The sequence below is a fragment of the Dactylosporangium cerinum genome (genome assembly GCF_042653625.1).
In the GTDB taxonomy this organism is placed as follows: Bacteria; Actinomycetota; Actinomycetes; order Mycobacteriales; family Micromonosporaceae; genus Dactylosporangium; species Dactylosporangium cerinum.
Genome location: NZ_JBHSIU010000059.1, coordinates 1 through 20,966, shown reverse-complemented (window position 1 = coordinate 20,966; position 20,966 = coordinate 1). Strand labels below are relative to the sequence as shown.

Genomic DNA, 20,966 nt, shown 5'->3' with positions numbered 1-20,966 from the left:
ACGGCGGGCCACTTGGAGAGCGCTCTCAGGCCGCGCCAGTCTCCCCTAGGTGAGAGACGGTCGTCAATTTCTGACTAGTTTGTGCGATACCGGTACGGCCGGGTCTCCGGGGTCGACTCACCCGGAGGCGCCGCCTCCACCCATGACAGGAACCCGGTCAGCGCCCGCTCCGCCATCGCGATCTCGACCGGCGACTGGCGGCTGATGCACCGCACGATCACCCAGTCGGGCGGGAGGACGAGCAGCTCGGCCGGGTCCGGGCTGCGCCGGCGGTCGACGGAGAGCCCACGCCGGGAAAGCACCCGGCGTGGGCCGGGCCAGAAACTGAAGATGCGATACCACCGCAGGTCGTCGCCGGCGAAGCGGGCCAGGCCCGCGGACCAGCCCCGGCCGGGCACCATGGTGCTCAGCCGGACGCCCAGCTCGATCGTGCCGCCCTGGCGGGCGATGACGACGCGGCGCAGGAACAGCAGCGCCAGCGCGGCGAGCAGGATGAGGACCCCGATGCCGATTCCCTCGACGATCCTCACCGACGCCGCCCGCGTGTCAGTGCGCGGCTTGCGCGGATGCGGGGGTGCAACTCTCGGCGAGCACCGTCACCCCGGTCGCCGTGACGGAGAGGAACCCGCCCGAGACGTCGAAGACGATCTCCTGCCCACCGGAGTGCTTGATGCGCACCTGGCCCGGCTCGGCCAGCTGACCGAGGAGCGGCGCGTGGCCGGGAAGCACACCGAGGTCGCCCTCCGTCGTGCGCGCCATGACGATGTCGGCGTCACCGGACCAGACTTTTTCCTCGACGGCTACGAGCTCGACGTGCAGCTGCCTCGCCACGCTAGTTACTCCTCGTGTGCGCGATTCGGTTTTGCCGAGTGTAGTCAATGATCCGACGAGGCGAGCAGTGGGCCTCGCCACGTTGGCACAACTCATGAAATGCGGGTGAAGTGGCGGGCACGAATCGGCTGGAGGTAGGTATCCGACACTTCAGAGCGTGACGCACGTCACCCTGTCACGGTGGGCCCTTCACTGAAAAAGACGGAGGTGATTTTCATGCGAGGAAGGATCACCGCGGCCACGGTCCTGATCGCGGCGGCCGTTGCGGTCCCCCAGCAGGCCCATGCCGACGTCCCCGCCGCCGAGATCTCGTTCAGCGGCGGGGAGGTCGTCTACGTGGCGGCCCCCGGCCAGGCAAACGTGGTGGTGCTGACGTCGGTGGGCGTCAACCTGTACCGCATCGACGACGTCGTGCCCATCACGTCGGACGAGGACGACTGCGTCTACCCGGTCCTCGGCGACGACACCGTCATGGAGTGCGAACGCATCCTGAGCTTCTGGGACGTCGATCTCGGCGACCTGAACGACTTCCTCGACAACCAGACGACCCGGCCGGGGCACCTCAACCTCGGCGCCGGCAACGACGTCGTGCGCACGGGCGGCACCGGCGGCTCGAACCAGGAGGTCGCGGGCGGCGACGGCGACGACCTCGTCTACTCCGGCCCGGGCAACGACTGGATCGCCGGAGGCGCCGGCAGCGACACGGTGTCCTACGAGGGGCGCATCGGCGCCGTGGTGGCCGCAGTGGCGACCGGAGGGGCCGAGGACACCTACGTGAGCGGGGTGGAGAACCTCACCGGCGGCGCCGGTGGCGACACGCTCACCGGCAACGCGTCGGCCAACGTCCTGGACGGCGGCACCGGCGACATCTGCCTGTTCATGGTGTGCTTCCCGACCTCCGGCAACGACACCCTGCGCGGCGGCAACGGCAACGACACGCTGCGCGGGCAGGGCGGCAACGACAGCCTGTACGGCGAAGGCGGCGTCGACACGCTCCGCGGCGGGGCCGGCTTCGACGCCCTGGACGGCGGCGCGGGCTCCGACTGGTGCTACACCGAGGCCGACGGCGGCACCACGGTGAACTGCGGCCTGGTCGTCACCCCGTAGGGCCCGCTCCACAAGGAGGCCCTGGACGCAGCGAGGGCGTCCCCTGGAACCAGGGGACGCCCTCGTGATACGCCGGAGCGTCAGTCCTTCATGAGCTCGTGCGCGTTGCGCTCGAGGTCCTCGAGACCGCCGCACATGAAGAAGGCCTGCTCGGGGAAGTGGTCGTACTCACCCTCGGAGATCTTCTTGAATGACTCGATCGTCTCCTTGAGCGGGACGGTCGAACCGGGGACGTTGGTGAACTGCTCCGCCGCGTAGGTGTTCTGCGACAGGAACCGCTCGATGCGCCGGGCCCGGCCCACCGTGACCTTGTCCTCTTCGGACAGCTCGTCCATACCAAGGATGGCGATGATGTCCTGCAGGTCCTTGTACTTCTGCAGGATCCGCTGCACCTCACGGGCGACCGTGTAGTGCTCGAGGCCGACATACTCCGGCGCGAGGATCCGCGAGGAGGACGCCAGCGGGTCGACGGCCGGGTAGATGCCCTTGTCCGAGATCGACCGCTCGAGGTTGGTCGTCGCGTCCAGGTGGGCGAACGTGGTGGCCGGCGCCGGGTCGGTGTAGTCGTCGGCGGGCACGTAGATCGCCTGGAGCGAGGTGATGGCCTTGCCCCGCACGGAGGTGATGCGCTCCTGGAGCTGGCCCATCTCGTCGGCCAGGGTCGGCTGGTAACCGACGGCGCTCGGCATACGGCCGAGCAGGGTGGAGACCTCCGAGCCGGCCTGCGTGAACCGGAAGATGTTGTCGATGAAGAGCAGCACCTCCTGGTTCTGCACGTCACGGAAGTACTCCGCCATGGTCAGCGCGGCCAGGGCGACCCGCAGACGGGTGCCCGGCGGCTCGTCCATCTGGCCGAAGACCAGCGCGGTCTTGTCCAGGACGTTGCCCTCGGCCATCTCCAGGATGAGGTCGTTGCCCTCACGGGTGCGCTCGCCGACGCCGGCGAACACCGAGGTGCCACCGAAGTTCCGGGCGACCCGGATGATCATCTCCTGGATGAGGACCGTCTTGCCGACGCCGGCACCGCCGAACAGGCCGATCTTGCCACCACGCACGTACGGCGCGAGCAGGTCGAGGACCTTGATGCCGGTCTCCAGCATCTCCGTCTTCGGCTCGAGCTCGGCGAACGCGGGCGCCTTGCGGTGGATCTCCCAGCGCTCGTTGATCTCGAGCTTCGACTCGTCGGCGTTGAGCACCTCGCCGAGGGCGTTGAACACGTGGCCCTTGGTGATGTCGCCGACCGGCACCGAGATGCCGGATCCGGTGTCGCGCACCTCGGCGCCGCGGACGAGACCGTCCGTGGGCTGCATGGAGATGGCACGCACCATGTTGTCACCGAGGTGCTGGGCAACCTCGAGCGTCAGCTTCTTGGTGCCCTCGGAGAGGGTCACCTCGACGTTGAGCGCGTTGTAGATCTCGGGCATGGCGTCGCGCGGGAACTCGGCGTCGACGACCGGGCCGATGACCCGGACGACGCGGCCGACCGCGGTCTTGGCTGGTGCAGTCATCACACATCACTTCCCGCCGCCGCCAGCGCGTTGGCGCCGCCGACGATCTCACTGATCTCCTGGGTGATCGCCGCCTGCCGAGCGGAGTTCATCTCGCGGGTGTACCGCTTCAGCAGGTCGTCGGCGTTGTCTGAGGCGCTCTTCATGGCGCGCCGGCGGGCCGCCGACTCACTCGCCGCCGAGTCCAGCAACGCCGCGAAGATCCGCGTGTTGATGTACTTCGGCAGGAGCGCCTCGAGCAGCTCCTCGGCCTCCGGCTCGAACTCGTACGCCGGCAGCGGTCCGGAGACCTCCTGCTCCTCGACCTCCATCGGAGCGACGATGCGCGCGACGGGGGCCTGCGTCATGAGCGAGCGGAACTCGGTGTGGACCATGTACAGCTCGTCGACACCGTAGATGCCGTCCGGGCCGGGACCGTCGACCGTGTCGTCCGCGCCGTTCACGAAGGCCTGGATCAGCGTCTCGCCGATCTCCCGCGCGTTCTCGAACCGCGGCTGCTCGGAGAAGCCGGTCCAGCTGCCCGCGATCTCGCGACCGCGGAACCGGTAGTAGGCCACGCCCTTGCGCCCGGAGACGTAGAGCGCGACCTGCTTGCCGTCGGCGCGCAGGCGAGCGATGAGCTGCTCGGTCTGGCGGATCGCGTTGGCGTTGTAGCCGCCGCAGAGTCCGCGGTCGCTGGTGACCAGCAGCACCCCGGCCCGGCGGACCGGGTTGCGCGGCACCAGCAGCGGGTGATCGACGTTGGTGTTGGTCGCCAGTGCCGTCAGCACGCCCGTGATCGCCTCGGCGTAGGGGCGCGACGCGGCGACCCGCTCCTGCGCCTTACCGATGCGGCTCGTGGCGACGAGCTCCTGCGCCTTGGTGATCTTCTTGGTCGACTTGACCGTGCGGATCCTCCGGCGCAGTGCCTGTACCTGACCGGCCATGGCTCAGCCCGACTTCCGGACCTGGCGGGTGACGGTCTCGCGAGCCTGCTCACCCTGCAACGCCTTGGCCGGGGCCTCGTTGACCGGAGCCTCGGCACCCTTGACCATGAAGACCTGCTTGAAGCTCTTGATCGCGTCGGTCAGACCGTCGATCGCGTCCTGGGGCAGCTTCTTGGACTCGGCGATGCCGCCGATCAGGTCCTTGCGGTTGCTGTGCAGGTACTGCAGGAACTCGCCCTCGAAGCGACGGATCTCGCTGACCGGGATGTCGTCGAGCTGACCGGTGGTGCCGGCCCACACGGAGACGATCTGGTCCTCGACCGCGAACGGGGAGAACTGCGGCTGCTTGAGCAGCTCGACCAGGCGGGCGCCCTTGTCCAGCTGGGCCCGCGACGCCTTGTCCAGGTCGGACGCGAACGCCGAGAAGGCCTCCAGCTCGCGATACTGCGCGAGGTCCAGCCGGAGCCGGCCGGCGACGTCCTTCATGCCCTTGACCTGGGCCGAGCCGCCGACGCGGGACACCGAGGTGCCGACGTTGATGGCGGGACGCACACCCTGGTTGAACAGGTCGGACTCGAGGAAGACCTGACCGTCGGTGATCGAGATGACGTTGGTCGGGATGTAGGCCGAGATGTCGTTGGCCTTGGTCTCGATGATCGGCAGACCGGTCATCGAGCCGCCACCGAGCTCCTCGGACAGCTTCGCGCAGCGCTCCAGCAGCCGGGAGTGCAAGTAGAAGACGTCACCCGGGTAGGCCTCACGGCCCGGCGGGCGGCGCAGCAGCAGCGACACGGCGCGGTAGGCCTCGGCCTGCTTCGTCAGGTCGTCGAAGACGATCAGGACGTGCTTGCCGCCATACATCCAGTGCTGGCCGATGGCCGAGCCGGCGTAGGGGGCCAGGTACTTGAAGCCGGCCGGGTCGGACGCCGGGGAGGCCACGATGGTCGTGTACTCCATCGCGCCCTGCTCCTCGAGAACACCGCGGGTGGCGGCGATCGTCGAGGCCTTCTGGCCGATGGCGACGTAGATGCAGCGGACCTGCTTCTTCGGGTCGCCGGACTTCCAGTTGTCCCGCTGGTTGATGATCGTGTCGAGGGCGACCGTGGTCTTGCCCGTCTTCCGGTCACCGATGATCAGCTGGCGCTGGCCCCGGCCGATGGCGGTCATGGCGTCGATCGCCTTGATGCCGGTCTGCAGGGGCTCCTTGACGGGCTGGCGGGCCATGACGTTGGGCGCCTGGAGCTCGAGCTCGCGGAAGCCCTCGTTGGCGATCTCGCCGCGGTCGTCGATCGGCTCGCCGAGCGGGTTGACCACGCGGCCCAGGAAGGCGTCGCCGACCGGGACCGAGAGCACCCGGCCGGTCCGCTTGACCTGCTGACCTTCCTCGATGCCCTCGAAGTCGCCGAGGACGACGACACCGATCTCGCGGACGTCAAGGTTGAGCGAGACGCCGAGCGTGCCGTCCTCGAACTCGAGCAGCTCGTTGGCCATCGTCGAGGGCAGACCCTCGACCTGGGCGATGCCGTCGCCGGCGTACGAGACGACGCCGACCTCCTCGCGGGAGATCCGTGAATCAACGGACGACACGTAGCGCTCGAGTGCGCCCCGAATGTCGTCCGAGGAGATGGTCAGCTCGGCCATTCCTCAACCTTCTATCTAGGATAAATCAAGCTTCGGGGATTATTTGGCGAGCGCCGTCTTCGCCTCGGCGAGACGACGGGAGACCGTGCCGTCATAGAGGTCCGAACCGACCTTGACCCGCATGCCTCCGATGATGCGCGGATCGACGTCGATCTTCAGGGAGACCTCTCGACCGTACAGCTCGGCGAGACGGGCGGCCAGGCGCTGCTCCTCGGCGTCGCTGAGGACGACGGCCGTGGTCACGTAGGCCACCGAGTGGTCGCGCTGCTTCGCGGCCAGCTCGACGAGGCGGATCAACGAGCTCTCAAAGCCCCGGCCGCCGAACCCGGCGACCGCCAGGTGCGCCAGCCGGACCGTGGCCGGCTTGGCCTTGCCGGTCAGCAGGTCGTCGATCAGCTGCCGGCGGGTCTCGACCGGCACCGACGAGTCGGCGAGCGCCGCGGCCAGGCGCGGGTCGCCCGAGGCGACCTGGCCGAACCGGAACAGCTCGTCCTCGACGTCGGCGAGGTCGCCACCGCGGTCGGCACCGGACAGCAGGGCGATGACGCCGAGCTGCTCGAAGCCGTCCAGCAGCGCCCCCGGACCCGACCAGCGGCCGGTGACCAGGGTCGCGAGCAGGCCGACGGTTTCGTCGCTGACCTTGCCCGCCAGCACCGACCGCAGCAGCTCGGCGTGGTCCGCGCCGGAGCGGCCAGGGTCGGCCAGGGCCCGGCGCAGCCGCGGCTCGCGCCGCAGCAGGTCGGCCACCGCGAGGATGTCCTCGGCGACCGCACCGATCCGCTGAACGTCAGCGCTCGCCGCGAACGCGGCGAGCTCGTCGGCAGCGGCCCCGTAGGCCTCGCGGTTGATGTTCTCCATCAACGCCGCCCGGCGGTGCCGGCGGCACCGTCGCCGATCTCGTCGAGGAACCGCTCGACCGTGCCACGGCGGCGGGCCTCTTCCTCGAGGGACTCCCCGACGATCCGACCGGCGAGGTCGACGGCGAGGGAGCCGATCTCGGCGCGCAGCTGGCGGACGATGGTCTGCCGCTCGGTCTGCAGGGCCTCGCGGCCCGCCGCGATGATGCGGTCGCTCTCCTCCCGGGCCTTCGTGAGGATGTCCTCACGGATGCCCTGGGCGTCGGCGCGTGCCTCGTCCCGGATGCTGGCCGCCTCGGTGCGGGCCTCGGCGAGCTGCTGCTTGTACTGCTCCAGCAGCCGGTTTGCCTCGGCCTGCGCCTCCTCGGCGCGCTTGATGCCACCCTCGATCGCGTCCACCCGTGCGCGGAAGGTCTCCTCCATGCGGGGGAAGACGAACTTCATCAGCACGTAGCAGAGGATGGCGAAGGCGATGAAGCCGACGAGCATCTCCTGCCAGATCGGAAAGATCGGGTTGTGTTCAGCTCCCTCTTCAGCCAGGAACTGCAGCATGGGAAACCTCCCGCTTCAGATGTTGGTGGAGGCGGGAGGCTTACTTGAAGACGAAGCCGAAGGCGATGCCCAGCAGGGCGAGCGCCTCGACCACGGCGAAGCCGAGGAACATGTACGTACGGGTCAGACCGGCCGACTCGGGCTGGCGGGCGGTCGACTGGATGTAGGACGCGAAGATGATGCCGACGCCGATACCGGGGCCGATGGCGGCGAGGCCGTAGCCGACGGCGCTGAGGCTGCCTACAACTGCTGCCTGGTCCATGTGGAATTCCTCCTGAGATCTCGCGTGACGCTCACGCGGGACAACTGAAAAAAGGTGGTGCGTTCGCTTTCGAATATCGAAGCGGGGGGGTGCGGCTCAGTGCTCCTCGGCGAGCGTGCCGGCGAGGTAGTTGGCCGTCAGTAGAACGAACACGTAGGCCTGCAGGGCGGCGATCAGCAGCTCGAAGAAGGTGAGCGCGATCGTCATCGCCCACGAGACCAGCGAGATTGGCTTGAGGAAGAAGCTCTCCGCGTTGAGCAGCGCGAAGCCGCCGAGCGTAAAGACCAGCAGCAGCATGTGCCCGGCGAACATGTTGGCGAACAGACGCAGGGCGAGCGTGACCGGCTGGAGGACGAAGGCCTGCAGCGCCTCGATCGGGATCAGCAGGAACTGCATGTACCACGGGGCGGGCAGGAAGACGGCGTGCTTGATGTAACCGGCGAAGCCGTGCTTCTTGAAGCCCTGGTAGAGGTAGAGCACGTAGGTGCAGATCGCCAGGACCGCCGGGAACGCGATGTGCGCATTCGGTGAGACCTGGATGAACGGCACGATCGAGAAGACGTTGCCGACCAGGATGAAGCAGAACAGCGAGGCCAGGTAGGGCGCGAACTTCAGCCCGTGGTGGCCGATGACGTCTTTCGCGACGCCTTCCCGCACGAATCCGTAGATCGACTCGGCGAGCCACTGCTTCTTCGTCGGCACGATCTTGGGCGAGCGGTAGGACACCAGGAAGTAGACGAGCACCACCGCGACGGCCAGCCACAGGAACAGGCTGAACTTCGTCAACCAGGGCGCCGCCTCCCAGAGACTGGGGGGGAAGATGTCGTCCACGCTGGGCGGAAAAGGCGCCTCCGCCAAAACCAGACCGCTCACCACGTCCCTCTCGTTATCGATACAACTGGGTGTCAGGCGCCGAGGCGCTTGACGACCAGGTAGATGCCGCCAGCGGCGCCGAGCACGCACCCGATCGCCGTGATGATGCCTCCGGCGTTGAGCCACTCGTCGATCAGCCAGCCGACGAAGCCCCACACGGCAATGCCCGAGATGAGGTATCCGACGGCGGCCCAACCTTCGTTGGCGCCACCCGCTCCGGACTGCTTGGGTGTCTGGTTATCGGCCATGACGCGGTGACCATATCAGCCTGCCGGGAGCACCCGTGCATCGACCCCCGCGTGCTCATCGCGCGGGGGTTGCTCTAGGGGCCGGATGCATCAACCGACGGCCGTCAACGTTACTACGCCTAACGCTTGGCAAACGTCAACTACACGACTGCCGCGTGAGTGAATGTTGCGCACGGTCACCCCCAGAGGGTTAGCTGGAGGCTCAGCGTAACAATGAGTGTTGGGGTGACGACCTTGCGCAACACCGTCATCGCGTTTTTCTTGATCCTCGCCGCGATCGTGGTCACCAAGACCGGCACGGGCAGCACGCCCAGGGCGGCGTCGAGCGGCGGCACCGTCGCCGTGCTGTGCTCCGTTTCACCGCAGCGGCCGGTGAAGAAGGACGGCCGGATCGTCGCCACGGCGCAGTTCCGCTGTGACTCCCCCGGGCCCGACGGGCTCACCGTCACGGTCCAGCTCCAGCGCAACGACGGCGGCACCTGGACCACGGTGGCCAAGGAGTCGTTCGCCAGCAAATCGGTCGACACGACCCGCGAGGTCTCCGCGGCGGCCAGGACCCGTCAGGTCAGCACCGCCTGCGCGGCCGGCACGTTCCGCACCCTGGTCGAGGGCTCGGTCGTCGACAACAAGCGCACGAAGAAGCTGTCCCAGACCAGCGGCGAGCGCCGGAACCCCTGCTAAGAGGGCTCGATCTCGACGTAGGGGATCTTGGCCCGCCAGACCCAGACGGCCTGTGCGGCGACCCAGATCAAGGTCGCGGCGATCACCAGCGCGCCCAGCCACGGCAGCCCGCCCCAGTCGGTGCTCGCGATGATCCACATGACCACGCCGATGAGCGTGAACTTCAACATGTAGGTGCTCATCGCCACCGGCACCAGCAGGTGCCTGGCCCGCAGGTCGGTCACCGCGATGATCAGGCTCGACAGTGTGTAGCTCAGCGCGACCAGGCCCGCACCGGCGAGGGCGCCGAGCGCGCCGTCGGCGCCGTCGCGCCAACCGGCCAGTGGCGCGGCGACCACGAGCAGGACGCCCATCGCGATCAACGCGGTCGGGAGGTGCTGCAGCCGCTTCTTCACAAGGGACGAGGATACGCGGGGAACCGCCCGACGAGGTCGGTCACCCGGTCACCGACCTGCTCACCACGGATCGCCGCGCCGATCAGCGCCGCGATCTCGGCCATCTCCGGCTCCCCCATCCCCTGCGTCGTCACCGACGGGGTGCCGACCCGCACGCCGGAGGCGGTCATCGGCTTCTCCGGGTCGTACGGGATGGCGTTCTTGTTGAGCGTGATGCCCGCCGCGTCGCAGCGCTCCTCCGCGTCGCGGCCGGTGATGCCCAGCCCGCGCAGGTCGATCAGGGCCAGGTGGGTGTCGGTGCCACCGGACACCGGCCGCATCCCCTGATCCGAGAGGCCGGCGGCGAGGGCCCGGGCGTTGCGCACGACCTGACCCGCGTAGTCGGCGAACGCCGGCTGGGCGGCCTCGTGCAGCGCGACCGCCTTCGCCGCGACCGCGTGCATGAGCGGGCCGCCCTGGGTGAACGGGAAGACCGCCTTGTCGACGCGCTGCGCGAGCGTCTCCCGGCACAGCAGCATGCCGCCGCGGGGGCCGCGCAGCACCTTGTGCGTGGTGCAGCTGACCACGTCGGCATACGCGACCGGCGACGGGATCGCCTTGCCGGCCACCAGGCCGATGAAGTGCGCCGCGTCGACCATGAGGTAGGCGCCGACCTCGTCGGCGATCTCGCGGAAGCGGGCGAAGTCGATCAGCCGCGGATACGCGGTCGCCCCGCAGATGATCATTGCCGGCCGGTGCGTGAGGGCGAGCTCGCGCACCTCGTCGTAGTCGATCAGCTCGTCGTCGCGGCGGACCGGGTAGCCGACGGTGTTGAACCACTTGCCGGAGAAGTTGACCTTGCTGCCGTGGGTCAGGTGCCCGCCGTGCGGCAGCTCCATCGCCAGGACGGTGTCGCCGGGCATGAGCAGCGCGGCGTACGCGGCCAGGTTGGCGCTCGCACCGCTGTGCGGCTGCACGTTGGCGTGCTCGGCCCCGAACAGCGCCTTGGCCCGCTCGATCGCGAGCTCCTCGGCCCGGTCGACGGCGGCGCAACCACCGTAGTAGCGGCGGCCCGGGTAGCCCTCCGCGTACTTGTTGGTCAGGGTCGAGCCCAGCGCGGCGAGCACCGCCGGGGACGTGAAGTTCTCACTCGCGATGAGCTGCAGTCCGCCGCGCAGGCGTTGCAGCTCATCCAGGACGACGTCGGCGATCTGCGGATCCGTCTCGCGGAGCGCGTCGAAGTCCGGCCCCCAGTAGGTCTCGGCCATGAAACGAGTCTAGGGCGCATCAGCGCAGGGTAAGCATGAAGTCATGCGATGCCTCGTGACCGGCGCGACCGGATATGTCGGCGGACGGCTGGTGCCCCGCCTCCTCACCGCCGGGCACGAGGTGCGCTGCCTCACCCGCGATCCACGGCGGCTGCGGGACGTGCCGTGGGCGGGCCGGGTCGAGGTGGCCACCGGCGACGTCGCCCGGGACGAGGGCCTCGCCGAGGCGATGCGCGACGTCGACGTCGTCTACTACCTGGTCCACGCGCTCGGCCAGGCGTCCTTCGAGGACGTCGACCGGCTCAGCGCGCTCAACCTCGCCGTCGCCGCCCTCGACGCCGGCGTGCGGCGGATCGTGTATCTCGGCGGACCCGAGCCGGACGAGCGCGCCTCCGCGCACCTGCGCTCCCGGGGCGAGGTCGCCGGCATCTTCCTGCGCAGCGGCGTGCCGACCGTGGTGCTGCGCGCCGCCGTCATCATCGGCTCGGGCTCGGCGTCGTTCGAGATGCTGCGGTACCTCACCGAACGGCTGCCGGTCATGGTCACGCCCAGGTGGGTGCGCAACCGGATCCAGCCGATCGCGATCCGCGACGTCCTGCGCTACCTGGTCGCCGCCGCGACGGTCTTCCCCGTGCAGCTCAACCGCGCGTTCGACATCGGCGGCCCCGACGTGCTCACCTACGCCGACATGATGCGCCGCTACGCGCGGGTCGCCGGCCTCCCCCACCGGGTCCTGCTGCCGGTGCGGCCGCTCACACCGTGGCTGTCCTCGCACTGGGTCGGCCTGGTGACGCCGGTGCCCAACCGGATCGCCCGGCCGCTCGTCGGCAGCCTCATCCATGAGGCGGTCTGCCGGGAGCACGACATCGCCGCGTTCGTGCCCGACCCGCACGACGGGCTCACCGGCTTCGACCTCGCGGTCCGGCTCGCCCTGCGCAAGATCCGCGACGCGGACGTGGAGACCCGCTGGGCCGACGCGGTGCTGCCCGGGGCGCCCAGCGACCCGCTGCCCTCGGATCCGTCCTGGTCCGGCGGCACCGTGTACCACGACGAGCGCACCCGCCGGGTCGACGCCTCGCCGGACCGGCTGTGGCGGGTGATCGAGGCGATCGGCGGCGAGAACGGCTGGCACTCGTTCCCCCTCGCCTGGTCCGTCCGCGGCTGGCTGGACCGGCTCGCCGGCGGCGTCGGACCGGGCCGCGGCCGCCGGGACCCCGAGCGCCTGTCCGTCGGCGAGGCTCTGGATTTCTGGCGGGTCGAGGAGATCGTGCCGGGCGAGCTGCTGCGGTTGCGGGCCGAGATGAAACTCCCCGGGAGGGCCTGGCTGGAGATGCGAGCCGCTCAGGACGAGCAGGGGCACGCGGTGTACGAGCAGCGCGCCGTCTTCCTGCCCCGCGGGCTGGCCGGTCACCTGTACTGGCTGGGCGTGGCACCCTTCCACGCGTTCATCTTCGGCGGCATGGCGCGCAACATCGCCCGCACCGCCGAGCGGCAGCCGGCCCTGGCGACGGTCAGCGGCTGAGCAGCGCCCTGGCCAGGGGCCGGGTCAGAGCCTGGACCTGATCGGCGACGATGCCGAAGAAGTCGTCGGGGCGGCCCCACGGGTCGGCGAGGTCGTCCTCGTCGAGCACCTCGTCGCGGGCCTTGTCCACCAGGTCGACCAGCGCGACCCCGCGGGCATGGATCGAGTCCGCGTCACGGCCCGCAGCCGGCAGGTCGGCGGTCACCGCCGGCAGCAGCCGGGCGAACTGCCCCCAGACGAAGGTCCTGGCCGCCGCGTCGGGGCGCAGCGACACGACGAAGTCGACCTGTTCGGCGGTCGCGGTCAGCACCAGATCCGAGGCGTCGACGTGCTCCGCCAGCAACCTGCGGGCCTTGAAGCCCTTCGTGTCCCCGCCGCGCGCGAGGACCTGCCGGGCCGCCTGCGGGTCCATCGGCTCCCCCGCGTGCCAGCCGCCGGTGCCGGCGCCGTGGACATAGACCAGGTCGGGCTCCGCGCCGAGGGCGGCCAGGTCGGCGACCAGCAGCCGCTCGGCCATCGGCGACCGGCAGATGTTGCCCATGCAGACGCACAGGACGCTGAACGGCGCCATCTGGCTATTCGCCGATGCCGATGAGGCCCGGCACGACCTCGCGGAGCTTCTCGATCGGGATCGCGCCGGCCCGCAGCACCCGGTGCTCGCTGTTGGTCACCGAGATGATCGTGCTGGCGACCGGCTCGGGGCACGGGCCGCCCTCCAGGTAGACGCTCACCGAGTAGCCAAGCTGGTCGCGCGCCTCGGCTGCGGTCTCCGCCGCCGGCTGGCCCTGCTTGTTGGCCGACGACACGGCCATCGGGCCGGTCTCGCGCAGGACCTCGAGGGCGATCGGGTGCAGCGGCATGCGCACCGCGACCGTGCCGTCGCCACCGCCGAGGTCCCACTGCAGGCTCGGCGCGTGCTCCACGACGATCGTGAGCGCGCCGGGCCAGAACGCGTCGACGAGGTCCCGCGCCGCCTGTGGCAGCCCGAAGACGAGCCCGTCGAGGGTGTGCCGCGACCCGACGAGCACCGGCACGGGCGCGGAACTGCCCTTGGCGTTGTTGAGCGCGGTGACCGACCAGGACTTGAAGGCGTCGGCGCCGATGCCGTAAACCGTGTCGGTCGGCAGGACCACCAGGTCGCCGCGGCCCACCGCCTCGATCGCGGCGGCGATCCCGCGGTCGCGCTCGGCAAGCTGGCTGCAGTCGTAGAGCATCACGCGGCTAGTCTGCCATTCGCCGGGCGGTGACATATCGCGGGCGCCCGGCCAGATCATGGTGGTCGATCACTTCGGCGAAGTGCCCGGTCGCCCGGATCAGCGCCGGCAGCGACTCGCCCTGCGTGTCGTCGTGCTCGATCCCCAGCCATCCGCCGGGTCGCAGCAGGTCCGCGGCCCGCCGGACGAGCCCCGGCATGAGCGCGAGACCGTCCGCACCGGCGAACACGGCGTCGTGCGGGTCGTGCACCGCCACCTCGACGTCGACCGGTGCGCCCTCCGGCACGTACGGCGGGTTGCTCAGCACCAGGTCCACCGTCCCGTCGAGGTCGCGCAGGACGGCCGGGTCCGTGACGTCGCCGTCGACCACCCGGACGTCCGGCGCCAGGCGCGCCACGTTGCGCCGCAGCCAGACCAGCGCCGCGTCGCTCTTCTCCACGCAGTACACCTCTGTGTGTTCGTTTTTTACGGCGACCGCGATCGCACCCGACCCTCCACAGAGGTCGACGATTCGCGTTCTGCTCGTGGGTACGCGCAGCAGCGCCCACTCCACCAGCAGCTCCGTCTCGAACCGTGGGATGAACACCCCTGGACCGACCTCGAGCTCGAACCCGTGGAACGGCGCCGTGCCGGTCAGGTGCTGCAACGGAATCCGCGCCGCTCGTTTCGTGGTCAGTCGCTCGATCTCGGCGCTTTGTCCCGGATCCGGCGGCGGCGCCGTCAGCAGCCGTGACCTGGGCATCCCGAGCACGTGCGCGGCGAGCAGCTCCGCGTCAACCCTCGGCGATGCCACCCCGGCGCCTTGCAGCACCCGGGTCGCGGCCGCGATCACCATGGAAAGCGTGGGCAACTGGGGTCCGGGCATGTCATGTTCGGTGCTGTGCACCCCATAATCATGGGGCGCGCGAAAGGAGGGTCCGATGGCGGTGGCAGACCGCACGTCGGAGCTGACCCGCGCCCGACGGATGATCTTCGACGACCAGCTCGGCGAGGCGATGACGGTCATCGACCGCGTCCTGGCCGACGACCAGTCGCCGCATGACCGCGTCGAGGCGCTCACGCTGCGGCTCATCGCACTGATCAACATGGGCCGCGCCGACGACTACCCCGCGGCGCTCGACGCGGGCCTCGCCGCCGCCCGCCAGGTCCAGGACCCCGCGCAGTACGGCGAGCTGCAGGCCCTCGCGGCGATCGTCGCCCTGCGCGCCGGCTCCCTCGACCGCTGCGTCCGCGCCCTCGTGCACGGTTCCCGCGCGCTCGGCGCCGTCGAGCTCTTCGACGAGGCCACCGCGTGGGGCTGGCACAACCTGGCGATGGCGTACTCGTACACCGGCTTCCACGAACACGCCAACGCGGCGATGGAGAAGGCCAGGGAGGTCGCCGCCGAGGTCGGGGTCGAGACCGCCAACACCGATTTCGCCACCCCCCAGATCCGGCTCCTGCACGCCGTCGAGCTCGACCACCGCGGCGACAGCGAGGGCTGCCAGCGCATCCTCCGCGACGTCGTCATGGACCTGGAGCGCAAGCACAAGGACAACGACCTCGACAACCTGCGCCCCATCGCCCGCGGCGCCCTCGGCTACGCGGTCCTGCGCCTCGGCACCCTCGGCATCCAGGGCCTCGTCACCGACGTCGACCCGTGGCCGCTGCTGGAGTCCGCCGGCATGTCGACCCGGGCCCGCGACCTGCGCACCCTCGGCGCCGTGTGCAAAGCGATCGCCGAGCGCCGCCCGATCGAGGCCGTCGCCCGCCTGGAGACCGCCCACGTCAGCGACGACTCCCTCGGCCCCGCCGAGCAGCACCGCCTGCGGGCCCTGGCGCACCTGGGCACCGGCGACTACCGCGCCGCCTATCACGCCGACCGCAACGCGTTCCGGGTGGCCAACATCCAGCCGGACCGGCTCCGCGACCTCTTCGTGGAAGGTGTCGCCGCGCTCCTGGACCACGAGGACCTCGTCCGGCGGGTCGACTTCCACCGGGGCGAGGCGCAGACCGACCCGCTCACCGGCCTGCCCAACCGCCGCTACCTGGAGGAGCACGTCACCAAGCTGTTCACCGCCGGCGGGCACGCCGCCCTCGGCGTCTGCGACCTGGACGGCTTCAAGCAGGTCAACACCCGCCACGGCCACCTCTCCGGCGACCTGGTCCTGCAGCGGGTCGCCGGCGTGCTCAACCGTGTGATGCGCAAGGGGGACTTCGTCGCGCGCTACGGCGGCGACGAGTTCGTCGTCGTCCTGCCCACCACGTCGGCCGCCGAGGCCCGCGAGATCCAGCGCCGCATCACGGCCGCGGTCGCCGCCGAGGACTGGCAGGCCCTGGTCCCCGGCACGCCGGTGGGGGTGACGATCGGCTGGGCCGGGCTGTCGGGCGAGGACTTCCAGTCGGTCGCCGAGGCCTTCGAGGCCGCCGACCACGCGATGCTGCGCGCGAAGACCCCCCGCCCGCGCGCCGCCTCCTGACCGACCCCCCACCGACCGGGCGACTTCGATCACACCAGGCTCACGACCCTCGACGCCCAGGCCGCCACAGGCCCCGCCGTGATCGAAGTCGCAGGTTGGTCGCCTCGATGACCACGGGGCGCCTTTGATCAACCGGGCATGATCCAAGATGCGGGGGCTGGCTGGACGGAGCGTCCGAAGGGTCGTCGGCACGACCGCTGACGCCAGTTGATCACTGAAGCGCGCGAGCGCCGGTCACCTGCGACATGGGTGACGGCGGTTACAGAACAGGCCATGTCCGACATTTCGGACTGTGCCCGTTCCAGGCTTGCCGACTGCCTTGACCTGCTCGCGCGGGGCTGGTCGGCGACGGAAGGCCGGTCAGCGGACGGCGAGCAGGATCCGCGCGTTCTCCTCGCGGATGCGGGCGCGCTCCTGGTCGGCGCAGACGGCCGCCCACGCGTTCGCCTTCGCGGTCGGGACGCGGTCCGCGCCCAGCATCGACAGGCCGACCTTGTAGATCAGGTCGGCTGCGGTGCCGACCACCACGCGCGGGGCTGCGGACAGGTCGACGGTCGACGATGGCATGGCGTCCCTCCGAAAGGTCGGGTCGGCAGCGGTGATCACGATCGGTAAGCTCGTTCGGGTCGAAACGCTACCTGAATCCAGGCTGCCCGTGCATCGTTTCCGCTGTGTGACGTCTGCGTTAGACCCGCGTCACCCTCGGCTGAGCTGGTCGTCACCCGCGAGACGGGCCTTGCGGTCGGCGTCGGCCAGGGCGTCCAGGACGCTGTCGAGGTCGCCGGCCAGGGCCAGGTCCAGGTTGTACGCCGTGTAACCGATCCGGTGGTCGGAGATCCGGTTCTGCGGGTAGTTGTAGGTCCGGATGCGTTCGGAGCGGTCGACGGTGCGCACCTGCGAGCGGCGGGCGTCGCCGGCCGCGGCGGCCGCCTGCTCCTCCGCGAGGGCGGCCAGCTTGACCTTGAGCATCCGCATCGCGCGGTCCTTGTTCTGCAGCTGGGAGCGCTCGTTCTGGCAGGAGACGACGATGCCGGTCGGCAGGTGGGTGATCCGGACGGCCGAGTCGGTGGTGTTGACGCTCTGGCCGCCCGGGCCGGACGAGCGGAACACGTCGATGCGCAGGTCCCCGGCGTCGACCTCGATCTCACCGGCCTCCTCGATCTCGGGCGTCACCAGCACACCGGCCGCACTGGTGTGGATGCGGCCCTGGGACTCGGTGGCCGGCACGCGCTGGACGCGGTGGACGCCACCCTCCCACTTGAGCCTGGACCAGACGCCGTTGCCGCCCTCCGGGATGCCCTTGGTCTTGATCGAGACGGCGACGTCCTTGAAGCCGCCCAGGTCGGACTCCTGCGAGTCGAGCAGCTCGGTCTGCCAGCCGTGCCGCTCGGCGTAGCGCATGTACATCCGCAGCAGGTCGCCGGCGAACAGCGCGGACTCCTCGCCGCCCTCGCCCGCCTTGACCTCCAGGATGATGTCCTTGGCGTCGTTGGGGTCGCGCGGGGCGAGCAGCTCGGCGAGACGCTCCTCCAGGTGCGGGATCCGCGCCTCCAGCTCGTCGGCCTCGCCCGTGAACGCGGAGTCCTCGGCGGCCAGCTCACGGGCGGCCGAGAGGTCCTCCCGCGCGGCGTCGAGCTCGCCTGACATCTTCGCGATCGGGGACAGCTCGGCGAAACGCCGGCCCGTCTTGCGGGCCAGGTTCTGGTCGGCGTGGATGCTCGGGTCGGCGAGCTTCTGCTCGAGCTCCTGGTATTCGGCGAGCAGGGCCCGCAGCCGCTGTCCGGAGGAGGTGTCGGTGCTCATGTCTCGCGCCCCAAACGAAGAACCAAAGGAAAAAACCAGCAGAAGAAACCAGCGGAAGAAAAACCCGGCCAAAGACGAAGTCGGCGCCCGCACCGAACCCCGTCGAGCGGGATGGTGCGGGCGCCGGACGTGCAGCTACTTGGCGGTTTCGGCCTTCTTGGCCGCAGCCTTCGCGTACTTCTGCTGGAACTTCGCGACCCGGCCGGCGGTGTCGAGCACGCGCTGCTTGCCCGTGTAGAACGGGTGGCAGACGGAGCACGTCTCCACGTGGATCGTGCCGCCCTTGGCGGTGCTGCGGGTGGTGAACGCGTTACCGCAGGAACAGGTGACCTCGGTGGTCGCATACTGCGGGTGGATGTCCGGCTTCATGGCCGCGGTCCTTTCGTCGTGGTCGCCGGGTCGCCATATGGCGTGAACCGGAACCTGGTCTGGCCTTCGGTCAAGTCTGCCATGAGCGGGTCACAGCACCTCAACCGGAGTCTGTAACGCCGCTCCCACCACGGGCATTCCCGCCGGCGAACCTCCGCCGGCGAGCTTTCGCTGTCAGGCCGCGAGCAGCATCGCCTTGACGCGCTTGTGCACCTCGCACTCCTCCGCCAGGCCGAGGAGCGGAGAAGGAACGGGACATCCACGACGGCGCGCAGCAGCAGTTGGTGGCGCTGGCCGTACACCTCCAGAAAGCGGAGACACCGGCCGGGTCCGACGAGGCGAGGGCGGCGCTGGCGACCTGCCGGACCGCGTCGGCGCGGCGGGCGGCACGTGCACGATCGACGGCTCCGGGCCGGGGACCACGGTAACCGCGCTGCTCCCGTTATAGCGTCGCGGTTGCGAGCCAGGCTCACCTACGCTGGCCCGTGCTATGAGCCTCCACATCGATGCCCTGTGTGACCCGGCGCTGCTGGCCGAGATGGCCAGCGGCGGATACGTGCGCACCCAGCGCCACCCCACGCTGCCGCTGCTGATCCACAACTACACCGAGAAGGCGCAGTACGAGAACGTCTGGAACGCGGCGACCCTCGCGTGCCGGGGTCTCGTCGTGCACGCCGGGACCGGGATCGTGCTGGCCCGGCCGTTCACGAAGTTCTTCAACCACGGCCAGCCGGGCGTGCCGGAGATGGACTTCGACGGGCCGGTGCGCGTCACCGACAAGGCCGACGGCTCGCTGGGCATCATGTTCCCGGCGGCGGACGGCTGGGCGTTCGCGACCCGCGGCTCGTTCGACTCGGAGCAGGCGCGGCACGCGACGGCGGTGTTCCGGGACCGGTACGCCGCGCGCTTCACGCCGCCCGCGGGACTCACGGTCCTCGTGGAGATCATCTACCCGTCGAACCGGATCGTGCTGGACTACGGCGGCCTCGACGACCTCGTGCTCCTCGGCGCGGTCGACATCGTCACGGGTCGCAGCCACGGACCGGAAGCGGTGCCGGGCTGGCCGGGGCCGGTCGTCGACACGTTCGAGCACACCACGCTCGCCGCCGCGCTCGCCGCGCCGCCGCGGGACAACCGCGAGGGCCTGGTCGTGCACTTCACCGGCCCCGACACCCGACTGAAGATCAAGTATTCGGAGTACGTGCGGCTGCACCGGATCGTCACCGGCCTCAACGCCCGGGTGGTGTGGGAGGCGGTCGGCGACGGCACCCTGGACACACTGCTGGAGCCGTTGCCGGACGAGTTCCACGCGTGGGCCACGAAGATCGCCGACGGGTTGCGCGAGGAGGCCGCGGCGCTCGCCGCCGAGGTCGAGGCGGCCTACGAGGCGACCCTCGCGACCCTGCCGGAGGGCTGGGGCCGCAAGGAGTTCGCGATCGCGATCTCGAAGCACCCGGCGCGCAGCTGCCTGTTCCTGCGCCTCGACGACAAGGATTACCGGGGTCTGCTGTGGCAGCGGGTCCGGCCGAAGGTGACGGAGGAGGAGAGCTGATGGCGTCGCTGACCATCACCCGGGGCCTGCCGGCGTCGGGCAAGACCACCTGGGCGCGCGGGCAGGCCGGGCTGGTCCGGGTCAACCGCGACGACCTGCGCGGCATGATGCACGGCGGGCGGATCGACGACGACGCGCGGCGCGGCCGGGCCGAGAAGGAGGTCACCCAGGCGCACCACGCCGCCATCGACGCGCTGCTGCTCGGCGGCGCCGACGTCGTGTGCGACGACACCAACCTGCGGGGCCGGGTCGTGCGGGAGCTCGCCGAGCTGGCCGCGAAGCACGGCGCGGCGTTCACCGTGCGGGACTTCACCGACGTGCCGGTCGACGAGTGCGTGCGGCGCGACGCGCTGCGCGAGGGCCCCGGTCACGTCGGCGAGGACGCGATCCGGTCGATGCACCAGCGGTACCTGGCCGGACGCGCCCTGCCGTTGCCGCTGCCGCTGCTCGACACCGTGGGGGTCGTCTACGAGCCGCCGCCGGACGCGCCGCGGGTCGTGCTCGTCGACATCGACGGCACGGTCGCGCTGATCAACGACCGCAGCCCGTACGACGTCAGCCGGGTCCGCTTCGACCTGCCGAACGCGCCGGTGATCGCGGCGGTCCGGGCGATGCACGCGGCGGGGCACGAGATCGTGTTCTGCTCCGGCCGCACCGACGACTGCCGCGAGGACACCGCGGCGTGGCTGGACGAGCACGTGGGAGTGCCGTACACCGCGTTGTTCATGCGGGTCACCGGCGACCAGCGCCGCGACAGCATCGTGAAGCAGGAGATCTTCGACAAGGAGATCCGCAGCCGCTACCACGTGGTGGGCGTCTTCGACGACCGCCAGCAGGTGGTGCGGATGTGGCGGGCTCTGGGCCTGACCGTCTTCCAGGTCGCCGAGGGCAACTTCTAGCGCTTTCCATGATCCGGAAG

25 protein-coding genes are annotated in these 20,966 nt (G+C 70.1%); 7 read left to right on the top strand and 18 right to left on the bottom strand.

Annotated features, from left to right (window positions below):
• Positions 1 to 74: 74 nt before the first annotated feature.
• A complete protein-coding gene (locus ACFPIJ_RS41205; RefSeq protein ID WP_380123920.1) occupies positions 75 to 530 on the bottom strand; it encodes a DUF2550 domain-containing protein in 456 nt (151 codons plus the stop codon).
• Positions 531 to 546: 16 nt separating this feature from the next.
• Positions 547 to 831, bottom strand: coding sequence for a F0F1 ATP synthase subunit epsilon (locus ACFPIJ_RS41200; protein WP_380123918.1), 285 nt, complete (start codon positions 829 to 831; stop codon positions 547 to 549).
• A gap of 216 nt (positions 832 to 1,047) precedes the next feature.
• Here ACFPIJ_RS41200 and ACFPIJ_RS41195 point away from each other — a divergent pair, with 216 nt between their 5' ends.
• Positions 1,048 to 1,938, top strand: a complete 891-nt coding sequence (locus ACFPIJ_RS41195; RefSeq protein ID WP_380123916.1) for a calcium-binding protein — start codon at positions 1,048 to 1,050, stop codon at positions 1,936 to 1,938.
• Between the two features lie 80 nt (positions 1,939 to 2,018).
• Here ACFPIJ_RS41195 and atpD read toward each other — a convergent pair whose 3' ends face one another.
• The 8 genes from atpD to ACFPIJ_RS41155 form a co-directional block, all read right to left on the bottom strand.
• On the bottom strand, positions 2,019 to 3,446 hold the full coding sequence (gene atpD / locus ACFPIJ_RS41190; RefSeq protein WP_380123914.1) for a F0F1 ATP synthase subunit beta: 1,428 nt from the start codon (positions 3,444 to 3,446) through the stop codon (positions 2,019 to 2,021).
• Positions 3,446 to 4,372, bottom strand: a complete 927-nt coding sequence (locus ACFPIJ_RS41185) for a F0F1 ATP synthase subunit gamma (protein ID WP_380123912.1) — start codon at positions 4,370 to 4,372, stop codon at positions 3,446 to 3,448. The genes atpD and ACFPIJ_RS41185 overlap by 1 nt, the downstream gene beginning before the upstream one ends.
• Before the next feature lie 3 nt (positions 4,373 to 4,375).
• Positions 4,376 to 6,013 carry a F0F1 ATP synthase subunit alpha gene (atpA, locus tag ACFPIJ_RS41180; protein WP_380123910.1) on the bottom strand — a complete coding sequence of 546 codons (1,638 nt, stop codon included), beginning with the start codon at positions 6,011 to 6,013 and terminating at the stop codon, positions 4,376 to 4,378.
• 39 nt (positions 6,014 to 6,052) lie between these two features.
• Entirely contained in the window at positions 6,053 to 6,874 is an 822-nt protein-coding gene (locus ACFPIJ_RS41175) for a F0F1 ATP synthase subunit delta (RefSeq protein ID WP_380123907.1), read from the bottom strand.
• Positions 6,871 to 7,422: a F0F1 ATP synthase subunit B gene (locus tag ACFPIJ_RS41170; RefSeq protein ID WP_380123905.1), complete on the bottom strand. Its 552-nt coding sequence runs from the start codon at positions 7,420 to 7,422 to the stop codon at positions 6,871 to 6,873. The genes ACFPIJ_RS41175 and ACFPIJ_RS41170 overlap by 4 nt, the downstream gene beginning before the upstream one ends.
• Before the next feature lie 40 nt (positions 7,423 to 7,462).
• On the bottom strand, positions 7,463 to 7,684 hold the full coding sequence (gene atpE, locus ACFPIJ_RS41165) for an ATP synthase F0 subunit C (RefSeq protein WP_380123902.1): 222 nt from the start codon (positions 7,682 to 7,684) through the stop codon (positions 7,463 to 7,465).
• A 96-nt stretch (positions 7,685 to 7,780) separates the two neighbouring features.
• The gene (gene atpB, locus ACFPIJ_RS41160; RefSeq protein WP_380124067.1) at positions 7,781 to 8,557 is read right to left on the bottom strand and encodes a F0F1 ATP synthase subunit A; all 777 of its coding nucleotides are present in this window, start codon (positions 8,555 to 8,557) and stop codon (positions 7,781 to 7,783) included.
• A gap of 32 nt (positions 8,558 to 8,589) precedes the next feature.
• On the bottom strand, positions 8,590 to 8,805 hold the full coding sequence (locus ACFPIJ_RS41155) for an AtpZ/AtpI family protein (protein WP_380123899.1): 216 nt from the start codon (positions 8,803 to 8,805) through the stop codon (positions 8,590 to 8,592).
• A gap of 225 nt (positions 8,806 to 9,030) precedes the next feature.
• Here ACFPIJ_RS41155 and ACFPIJ_RS41150 point away from each other — a divergent pair, with 225 nt between their 5' ends.
• On the top strand, positions 9,031 to 9,486 hold the full coding sequence (locus tag ACFPIJ_RS41150) for a hypothetical protein (protein ID WP_380123897.1): 456 nt from the start codon (positions 9,031 to 9,033) through the stop codon (positions 9,484 to 9,486).
• Here ACFPIJ_RS41150 and ACFPIJ_RS41145 read toward each other — a convergent pair.
• Together ACFPIJ_RS41145 and ACFPIJ_RS41140 are read right to left on the bottom strand one after the other, a co-directional pair.
• Positions 9,483 to 9,881 (bottom strand): hypothetical protein, encoded by a 399-nt coding sequence (locus ACFPIJ_RS41145; protein ID WP_380123895.1) that lies wholly within the window; start codon positions 9,879 to 9,881, stop codon positions 9,483 to 9,485. The two genes, ACFPIJ_RS41150 and ACFPIJ_RS41145, sit on opposite strands and share 4 nt — an antisense overlap.
• Positions 9,878 to 11,128: a serine hydroxymethyltransferase gene (locus tag ACFPIJ_RS41140; RefSeq protein ID WP_380123893.1), complete on the bottom strand. Its 1,251-nt coding sequence runs from the start codon at positions 11,126 to 11,128 to the stop codon at positions 9,878 to 9,880. The genes ACFPIJ_RS41145 and ACFPIJ_RS41140 overlap by 4 nt, the downstream gene beginning before the upstream one ends.
• Before the next feature lie 43 nt (positions 11,129 to 11,171).
• Here ACFPIJ_RS41140 and ACFPIJ_RS41135 point away from each other — a divergent pair, with 43 nt between their 5' ends.
• On the top strand, positions 11,172 to 12,650 hold the full coding sequence (locus tag ACFPIJ_RS41135) for an SDR family oxidoreductase (RefSeq protein ID WP_380123891.1): 1,479 nt from the start codon (positions 11,172 to 11,174) through the stop codon (positions 12,648 to 12,650).
• Here the strand turns inward: ACFPIJ_RS41135 and ACFPIJ_RS41130 are convergent.
• The 3 genes from ACFPIJ_RS41130 to prmC are packed head-to-tail and all read right to left on the bottom strand — an operon-like array spanning position 12,640 to position 14,750.
• Positions 12,640 to 13,221, bottom strand: a complete 582-nt coding sequence (locus tag ACFPIJ_RS41130; RefSeq protein WP_380123888.1) for an arsenate reductase/protein-tyrosine-phosphatase family protein — start codon at positions 13,219 to 13,221, stop codon at positions 12,640 to 12,642. The two genes, ACFPIJ_RS41135 and ACFPIJ_RS41130, sit on opposite strands and share 11 nt — an antisense overlap.
• 4 nt (positions 13,222 to 13,225) lie before the next feature.
• A complete protein-coding gene (locus ACFPIJ_RS41125; RefSeq protein ID WP_203854673.1) occupies positions 13,226 to 13,864 on the bottom strand; it encodes an L-threonylcarbamoyladenylate synthase in 639 nt (212 codons plus the stop codon).
• Positions 13,865 to 13,871: 7 nt separating this feature from the next.
• Entirely contained in the window at positions 13,872 to 14,750 is an 879-nt protein-coding gene (prmC, locus tag ACFPIJ_RS41120) for a peptide chain release factor N(5)-glutamine methyltransferase (protein ID WP_380123886.1), read from the bottom strand.
• A gap of 34 nt (positions 14,751 to 14,784) precedes the next feature.
• Between prmC and ACFPIJ_RS41115 the strand changes: the two genes are divergently transcribed.
• Positions 14,785 to 16,323, top strand: a complete 1,539-nt coding sequence (locus ACFPIJ_RS41115) for a GGDEF domain-containing protein (protein ID WP_380123883.1) — start codon at positions 14,785 to 14,787, stop codon at positions 16,321 to 16,323.
• A 360-nt stretch (positions 16,324 to 16,683) separates the two neighbouring features.
• Here the strand turns inward: ACFPIJ_RS41115 and ACFPIJ_RS41110 are convergent, their stop codons facing one another.
• The 3 genes from ACFPIJ_RS41110 to rpmE all read right to left on the bottom strand — a co-directional run bounded on the left by ACFPIJ_RS41110 (position 16,684) and on the right by rpmE (position 18,495).
• Complete coding sequence (locus ACFPIJ_RS41110; protein WP_380123881.1) at positions 16,684 to 16,890, bottom strand: hypothetical protein; 207 nt, start codon at positions 16,888 to 16,890, stop codon at positions 16,684 to 16,686.
• 129 nt (positions 16,891 to 17,019) lie between these two features.
• Positions 17,020 to 18,126: a peptide chain release factor 1 gene (gene prfA / locus ACFPIJ_RS41105; RefSeq protein ID WP_380123879.1), complete on the bottom strand. Its 1,107-nt coding sequence runs from the start codon at positions 18,124 to 18,126 to the stop codon at positions 17,020 to 17,022.
• A gap of 135 nt (positions 18,127 to 18,261) precedes the next feature.
• Complete coding sequence (rpmE, locus tag ACFPIJ_RS41100) at positions 18,262 to 18,495, bottom strand: 50S ribosomal protein L31 (RefSeq protein WP_327006026.1); 234 nt, start codon at positions 18,493 to 18,495, stop codon at positions 18,262 to 18,264.
• Between the two features lie 257 nt (positions 18,496 to 18,752).
• Here rpmE and ACFPIJ_RS41095 point away from each other — a divergent pair, with 257 nt between their 5' ends.
• The 3 genes from ACFPIJ_RS41095 (at position 18,753) to ACFPIJ_RS41085 (ending at position 20,946) form a co-directional block, all read left to right on the top strand.
• Complete coding sequence (locus ACFPIJ_RS41095) at positions 18,753 to 18,923, top strand: hypothetical protein (protein ID WP_380124065.1); 171 nt, start codon at positions 18,753 to 18,755, stop codon at positions 18,921 to 18,923.
• Positions 18,924 to 18,985: 62 nt separating this feature from the next.
• Positions 18,986 to 20,047 (top strand): RNA ligase, encoded by a 1,062-nt coding sequence (locus ACFPIJ_RS41090; protein ID WP_380123877.1) that lies wholly within the window; start codon positions 18,986 to 18,988, stop codon positions 20,045 to 20,047.
• Positions 20,047 to 20,946, top strand: a complete 900-nt coding sequence (locus ACFPIJ_RS41085) for a phosphatase domain-containing protein (RefSeq protein WP_380123875.1) — start codon at positions 20,047 to 20,049, stop codon at positions 20,944 to 20,946. The genes ACFPIJ_RS41090 and ACFPIJ_RS41085 overlap by 1 nt, the downstream gene beginning before the upstream one ends.
• Positions 20,947 to 20,966: the final 20 nt, after the last annotated feature.